General features: G+C 67.2%; 3 protein-coding genes and 1 CRISPR repeat array. Of the genes, 1 reads left to right on the top strand and 2 read right to left on the bottom strand.

Annotated features, from left to right (window positions below; genetic code table 11):
- On the bottom strand, positions 1-1462 hold a 1462-nt coding region (locus tag ABZT04_RS45700), incomplete at its 3' end, for a CRISPR-associated endonuclease Cas3'' (RefSeq protein ID WP_356066591.1).
- Between the two features lie 1484 nt (positions 1463-2946).
- On the opposite strand from ABZT04_RS45700, the gene ABZT04_RS45695 reads away from it, so the two are divergent.
- Entirely contained in the window at positions 2947-6648 is a 3702-nt protein-coding gene (locus ABZT04_RS45695) for a hypothetical protein (RefSeq protein WP_356066589.1), read from the top strand.
- 169 nt (positions 6649-6817) lie between these two features.
- A CRISPR array of direct repeats spans positions 6818-7089; the repeat unit is 29 nt; unit sequence GTCTTCCCCACACGCGTGGGGGTCTCTCC.
- Positions 7090-7434: 345 nt separating this feature from the next.
- On the opposite strand, the gene ABZT04_RS45690 is transcribed toward ABZT04_RS45695, so the two are convergent.
- The coding region (locus ABZT04_RS45690; protein ID WP_356066587.1) for a transposase at positions 7435-7882 on the bottom strand (448 nt) is incomplete at its 5' end.

Below are 7882 nucleotides of genomic sequence, written 5' to 3'. Positions count from 1 at the left end.
CCAGTGCCCCCAGCCAGTTCAGCAGGCGGCCCAGCATCTGCTGCATGAACGGGGTCAGCGCGTGGACCTCGTCCACGATGACGGTCCGCCCGGACAGGGCCAGCAGGCGCAGCATGCTGAAGCGGACCGGGAGCGCGGCCATGAGGGCCTGGTCGACGGTGGCGACGGTGAACTGGGCCAGCAGCGCGCGGTCCCAGCCGCGCAGCCAGCCGTCCGGCACGGTCACCCGCTCCTCGGGCCGCTGCGCCGTCCCCTCACCGTCGCCAGCCACATCGTCGGGGTCGTCGGGCCAGAACTCGTCGGTGGTCAACGGCTCGTGGGCGGCAAGACGGTGGTCGGTGTAGGCGGCGTTGAGGTAGTCGTAGCTGTGCACCAGGGAGACGGGTGCGTGTCCGGGGCAGTGTGCGGCCACATACGGCTCAAGCACGTCATAGGCGGCATCCGCGGTGGCGGTCGTCGGCAGCAGCCAGGCGATGCCAGCCGTATCCCCGCCCTTGTTGAAGATGCGTGCGGCTTCCAGAGCGGTGATGGTCTTGCCGCCGCCGGTGGCGTCGGTGACCACCACGATGCCCGGTCCCTTCTCCCCCACCGCGCCGGTGAGCTGACGGATCAAGGAGGCCTGCAGGTCGTTCGGCTGCTCGACTCCGCGGTGGGCCTGAGCGAAAGGGACGTCGGGCAGGGTGATACGGGCCAGACCCGACTGGTCGAGCACGGCCGGGGCGTCCTTGACGGCGTGGTCGTAGTGCTCGCCCGCACCGAACGCGGGTGCCTGCGCCTTGGGCAGCCAGTAGTGGCGCTGGCTGGCCAGCCGGTCGGCGACAACACCGATTCCGGTGATCAGTACCGCGGCCGGCACCGATACCCGGGCGGGCACCATGGTGGCGCCGGTCAGGTGCCGCACCAGAGCGAAGTAGCGGCGCCGCAGGTCCTGCCAGGCCGGTCCGCCCAGCACGAGGTCGACGCGGTCCTTGGAGGCCGCGCCGTCGAGGTCGAACGGGAGGAACCGGCCGTGGTGGCCTCCCAGGATCTGCGCCACTCGCGCCCCCGGGCTGTCGGAAGCATCCACCGGATACCCTGCCTCCGCCAGCAACTGCAACGCGCTGTGCATGGAGGCCCGTTCATGCGGCATGCACCGCCAGCTCCCGGTGTCCGCGCGCAGCGTCTCACTCACCCGCGCCCACGGATGCGCCTCCTGCATCTGGAAAGCAGAGAGTTTCCCCAGGTCGTGCAGGCCGGCAATGAACATCACCAGGCAGCGGGCCTCCGCCAACGTCACACCCAGCCCACGGGCAATCAGCCTCCGCTGCCCACGCGTCAGAAAACGGTCCCACACCTCACCGGCGATCGCCGCCACATCCAGCAGGTGGAAGAGCAGCGGATACACCGCCAGCGCACCCCGGTCGAACTTCCCCCACGGCGTCCAGTCGATCCCGCCGAACCGGGCGTCCTCCACGACCCCCACGCTCGCCTCACCGTCAACTACCGCACGCGAAAAGAAGGTTGCCGATCATCATGCCGCGCGAAGTCGAGCGAGACGGACCGGCATCCAACTCGGCGAGCACTCTCGGCACGCGCGCCGCACGCCGGATCACACGCGAAGCCTTGGGAGCCGATCACTACCGTCTTGAGCACCCAACCACCGCCGGGAAAACCCGTCTTGGCCCAAGACGGGTTACGGTCGCCCGGACAGCCCCAAGCAGCCAACCCGGGTAAAGTAAGCATAAGACAGCCTTCTGATCTACAAACCCACAGGTCACTAAGGGTCTTCCCCACACGCGTGGGGGTCGTTCGTCCAGGTTGCCGGGGAATCCCAGGACCCGCCGGTCTTCCCCACACGCGTGGGGGTCGTTCGGTCCGGCAGTCTGCCCGCGCCCGTGCGGCGTCGTTTCTCTACGTACCCGCCTGGCAGGTGAAGGACCGCGTCTTCCCCACACGTGTGGGGGTCGTTCGTTCCCGCGCCATGCCGGTTGGCGGCCTGACGGGTCTTCCCCACACGTGTGGGGGTCGTTCCGACGTCCTGCCGGTGCCGTGCCCTTCCGCCTCAGGTACCTTCCCCACACGCGTGGGGGTCGTTCCGATCAGCGCACCCTGCGGCCAGTTCTCAGGCAGTCTGCCCCACACGCGTGGGGTCGTTCGTGGCGCAACGCCCCGCTGTATGAGGCCATCAGGTCTTCCCCACACGCGTGGGTACACGGGTGGGGGTCGTTCCATGTTGATCCAACTGTTGCCGAGGTCGTTGAGGTCTTCCCCACACGCGTGGGGGTCGTTCGCAGTCCCTACCCCCCGTTGCGAGGACCGGGTAGGTCTTCCCCACACACGTGGGGATCTGTCCTCGGCCTGGCCGTCGGAACCCTCCGTCTTGAAGTCTTCCCCACACACGTGGGGGTCTGTCCTGCGGAGTCCGGCCGTCGGCCCACACGTCCCAGCCTTCCCCACACACGTAGGGGTCTGTCCAGGCGCGGAGCCCCGGACAGGGAGCGGATCAGGTCTTCCCCACACACGTGGGGGTCTGTCCGACTCGTCGACGGCGGTCGTACGGGAGGCTGGGTCTTCCCCACACACGTGGGGGTCTGTCCAGCACGCGGGGAAAGACGGGATACCAGCGGGGTGCCCTCCCCACACGCGTGGGGGTCGTTCGAGCAGGTCGTACACGACGCGGCGCAGCGACTCGCCTTCCCCACACTCGTGGGGGTTTGTCGGGGCGGGCCCGCGGCACGCTCACTCCGTTGCAGCTTCCCCACACACGTGGGGGTCTGTCGGCGAACTGGGCCCACCCGATCCAGCCCACCGCGTGTTCCACACAGTTGGGGCCTATCCATAGTGCGTGAATCTGCAGCGGGGCACATGAGGCCGAAAGCCGTCGCAGATCCTGCTGCGTGGACGCCTGTTGTCAGACCCCGTGCCTAGTCTTGCGGCGACAAGTCGGCTTCAGCGCAGGGGGTTTGCGTGGCGTTCGACGGTGGGCGAGTCGCTGCTCGCGGATTCCAGTACCAGTATCTGCGCACGGTGGAAGCACTGCTGGCCAGTGCCCGGAACGGCGAAGCATCTGTGTGCCGTATCGAGGGGCCGGGGAACGTGGTGTCGCTCCAGCATGCGGATTCGGTTGATTTCGATCTGGCCGACGCCGCTGGCCGCTCGCTGATGGCGGTACAGGTGAAAAGCGCCGGAACAGGGCGAACTGTGAAGGCCCGAGAAGCGGTGGCGGTGCTGGTGCATCTGGTCACTGGTTTCGAGGCCGAGCAGTACCGGTTGATCACCTCGGCTGCACCGGACAAAGGATGTCTGCGGCTGGCTGAGGTGTTGCGCCGCCATGGCGGTGATATTCCTCTGCTCAAAGCGAACTTGCAGGACCTTCTGGCCCGGGCGCCGATGGTGTGGGGCACCTGCCAGGCTCTGTCCGAGGAGCATTGGGAACATCTGGGGCGTGCGGGCATCGAGTTCGATGGCCGCAGCGACGGGCAGTTGCGTGAAGATCTCCACCATGCGCTGCGCACCGAACGGGAGCGTGCCGGGCAGGGGTTGTCGCACAGGGCCGGGGGGCTGGTGCTGGGCCATTTGGTGGCCGAGGTCATGCGCCGGGCGGCCGACCCTGACCTGGCTCACTGGGACGTGCGGGAGTTTCGTCGGTCGGTACTGGTCGGCGACGAGGAACTGATCTCAGCTGTCGGCCGGCACGAGCTCGGGATCGTCTACGGACAGATGCCGCCCCTTCCTGAGGTTGAGCGCACGGATTTCGTCGATAGGATCGCTGAGATCCTCTCTTCTGGTGGGGACGGCGCCAAGGGCATCCGAACGTGTGTCATCACCGGACTGTCGGGATTGGGCAAGTCGAGCCTGGCCGCGGCACACATTGCTGATCAGGCCTTCCGCTATGACGTGGTGTTCTGGGTGGACGCCGAGAGCGAGGAGGCCTTGGTCGCGTCGTTTGCCCGCGTGCTGGCACATCTGACCGGCAGTGAGGAACCGGCCGAGGTGCGGGATCCGCGGCTGGTGCGCGAGCGGGTGCATGCCGAGTTGCAGTCCCTGCCGGGACCGTGGTTGATGGTGTTCGACGACGCCAGTGCGCCTGTGGCCCGTGCCTGGATACCACGTAGCGGGCAGGGCAGGATCGTTGTCACCGCTCTGGGTGGCCACTGGCACGGTATGCAAGGGCGCATCGATCTGAGCCCAATGAGCAACGAGGAAGCACTCCGCTTGCTGCAGCTGCGGCTGGACTTGAGTGAGGGTCAGGTTGAGCAGTATGCGTCGTCGCTGTCTGGGCTGGCCCAGGTCTTGGAGTGCTGGCCGCTGGCGATCGAGGTGGCCTGCGGCTACCTGGTCACCTGCGGTATCGGCGTGGACCGGCTTCCCGCCTATACGAATACGCTGATTCAACGGGCCGCAGACGATGAGCGGTTGGTGCCTGTCGGGTATCCGCGGACGCTGTCGGCGGCCGTCGCGCTGAGCACCGAGCGGCTGATCAGCAGTGCCCGCTCTCGTGGCTTGCTGCGGCCGACCCTGGCCACGGTGGCCGCCTTGTGCTGGCTCGCCCCGCGCCGGGCGCCGGTGCATCTGGCGTTGGCGAGCGCGTTCGTCGGCCCTGCAGACCTGCCGCCGGCTCACGGGTGGGTGGTGTTCGACGAGGCACAAGTCCCAGTGCGTGAGGTCATCCGCGAACTGACCGATGTCTCCCTCGTCCGGTACGACGAGCCGCTACCGACCCGCACGGAGGTCTTTCCCGGCAGTGAGGACACCGTGTCGATGAACGCGGTGCTGCAGGACATCCTGGCCCGGCACTTGAGGCTGTCGCAGTCAGACGTAGCTACGGGTCTGGCACACGTGGCCTGCCACACCGACCGCTGGCTGCGTGGGGCCTTGCTCTCCGGACAGGCCGAGCGGTCCTGGGAACTGGCCCAGCACGCCACCGCGCTGGTCGGGCACATTCGCTCAACACACACGGCCGACGGGTACACGGCCCTGCTCATGGGCAATCTGGCAGCGTTTCACCATGCTCACGGCCAGTACGACGCCGCCCGCGCCCTGCTGGAGCTGGAGCTGGAATGGCTGACACGAGCCGGCGACCCGGACGAGGGACTGACCGCCCAGACACACATCCTGCTCGCGCACCTCACCCAGCTGCGCAAACAGGCCGACGCCGGCCACCGCATTGCTGCCCATTTACTGGCCGTGCTGTCCTACCTCCGCCAGCTCGACAGTCCGCTGCCCGAGCCCGTCGCCCACCTCGCAGCCGAGGCGTCGCGGATCCTGCAGAAGCACCTGCGCGACCAGCCCGACCCTGCGCTCGCGCAGCTGCTGGAAGATTTCCGTGCCCTGGCAGACGCACTGCCCCTCACCGAGTCAACGCAGACGACGAAAGACCTCCTCGCTATCCAGGACCTGTTGGGACACGGCGAAGGCGAGCGCGCCGAACACGCCGCAGCGGCAGCCTTGGCCAGCAGCACCGATCCGTGGTCGCGGGCTACGGCCGACCTCAAACGCCTCCTCATCGAGGCGCTCGTCCTACAGCACAAGTGGGAGCAGGCCGATGCCACGCTGAACGACTTCCTGCCCTATGCCGGCCCTCGCACGCTGTACGGATTCGCCGTGCACCACCTGGTGCACAACGTCGGCTGCCACTGCGCCTGGACGTGGGTGACCCAGGGAGAGCAGCGTGCAGTGGAACTGCTGGGACGACTGCTGGAGGAAACCGGCATCGCCGAGAATCCGGCGCTCGAGACAGCCACCGATGAGGCCCGGTTCATCCTGCTCCAGGTGGTGTACGACAGTTGGCGGGCCGTGAACGGAAATTCCCGGGACGAAGGGTTCCTGGAGCAGATGAGCCGGCTCAACGACAAAGCGTTAACCGAGCCGTATGACCCGGACAACGTGTGGGAGCGGATCTACTCCGGACTGGTGCCGCGGCTGTCGGCGGTGATGGGTGAGACGGTGCACCGCCAGTACCAGGAGGAGGGAGAGGCCATTCTGGCCGCTAGCCTGGCCGCGCTCGAGCGGGATCCAGCAGTCAAAGACGCCCACGAGGCAGCCCGCTGCCACGCGGTGCTGTCGCTGTCCACGGACCCGGTCTACGGCAGCCTCACCGGACGTTCCACCATCGACCTCCTCCTGCCGGAAGCCCGAAAGTTCCTGCCCGGCCCGAAGGCTCTGGCCATCCTGCAACCCCACAAGATGGTCGGCGCCACCTCCCCCGACACTGGCAAGTCCATCGAGCTCCAGGTCCACCGAGCCTGCGACAAAGGGCTGCGCCGACTGACCGGACCGCAGCCCACCCTCATCTCGCCCCAGCACCTCACCCTCGTGCTGACCGGCCAGCATCTGACCCTCGAACACGACGACGGCACCGTCATCGCCCGCGCGACCGTACAGGCCTCCAGCCAATGGCGGCAGGCGGCTCACTCCCGCCACAGCGCGGTGGTCTTCTTCGGCTACGGCTTCGCCCTCCACGACTCCCCCACACACCGGCGGCTCATGGCCTCACCCGCCGAACTGGGCCGCCACATCAACAGCACCAGCGACAACGGCCTCCTCGCCGCAGGACTCGTATCCGTCCGCCTCCAGCCCCCACCCTCCGTTCAACATCAGCCGCCGACTACAGCCCGCCAACAACCCCGCCGGTCAACCCGCGCCCGACGGAAGAAACCCCACAAGTAAGCGCAGCTACCACGCTACTGGCGATCCCAAATCCACCTGCCGGGCGGGCGATTCAGGCCGAACCACCAAAAGCGAGCGCCTCAAGGCAGTGGCTCTCACCAGCCCAGCCAGGTCATGTAAAGTAAGCAAAAACGGCCCTACTGGTCACCAAAACCGCAGGTGAGCAAGAGTCTTCCCCACACGCGTGGGGGTCTCTCCGCCACCTGGCGCCGGTCCGCCGTCCCCAGGGTGTCTTCCCCACACGCGTGGGGGTCTCTCCTGACCGACGCCGACTGCATGTTCACCCTCCAGGTCTTCCCCACACGCGTGGGGGTCTCTCGCCGACGGTCAGTACCCGGGCCGCGTCCGGGTCGTCTTCCCCACACGCGTGGGGTCTCTCCCTCACACTGCCGGTGAACCGGTCATGATCATGGTCTTCCCCACATGTGTAGGGGTCTCTCCTAGCCGATGTGCAGGACCCTGCCGGCGACGATGCCTTCCCCAGACGCATTGGATCGGTCACTACGGACGAACCGTCGGAGCGCCGTGCTTGCGTAGTCCCACTCGGCTCCGGCCCGTGAGCTCGTCCCGACAACTCAGCGGAACGATGATAATTGATCAACCGGCAGACGGACGCAGCAACCTGCAATGCCCGGTCACGGCGCTCGGATTCATGCTCATTCGCCCCAGCAGTGGTCGTTGAGGATCATGCTTCTTGGCCGCCACGCACGGCTCTCAACTAAGGGTTGTCCCGTAACGATCTTGGAGTCGTGAGAGGTGCGGTCGGTTGCCGTGCCGGCTGCTGGTCTATCCGGCGAGGGCGAGATTGTGTAGGCGGGCGATGCCGAGCATCGCGTGATGCACCCCGTCTCCTTTGAGTCGGCAGTCGCGCAGGATCTTCCAGTCCTTCATGCGGGCGAAGGTGTGCTCGACGCGGGCCCTGACCTGCTTGTGGGAACGGTTGTGTTCCTCCTTCCAGGCCGGGAGTTGTTCGCCCTTGCGGCGGCGGTGCGGAATGATGAGTCCGGTTCCTTGGTAGCCGCCGTCAGCGACAGTCATGGTGGTTCCGACAGCATCCTTGGCGCCGGACTCGGCCCAGCCACGGGAGTCGTGCCGGTTGCCCGGCAAGGGCCGACCGACCACGACGACCAGGCGGGTGTCCGCGTCGATGACCACCTGATGGCCCGTGGAATAGCGGTAGTTCTTCGATTGCTCGGCCACCGAGTGAGCGCGAGTGGGCACCAAGGTCCCGTCG

The organism is Streptomyces sp. NPDC005492 (genome assembly GCF_040605995.1).
Lineage (GTDB): Bacteria > Actinomycetota > Actinomycetes > Streptomycetales > Streptomycetaceae > Streptomyces.
This window is presented reverse-complemented; position numbering and strand designations above follow the sequence as displayed.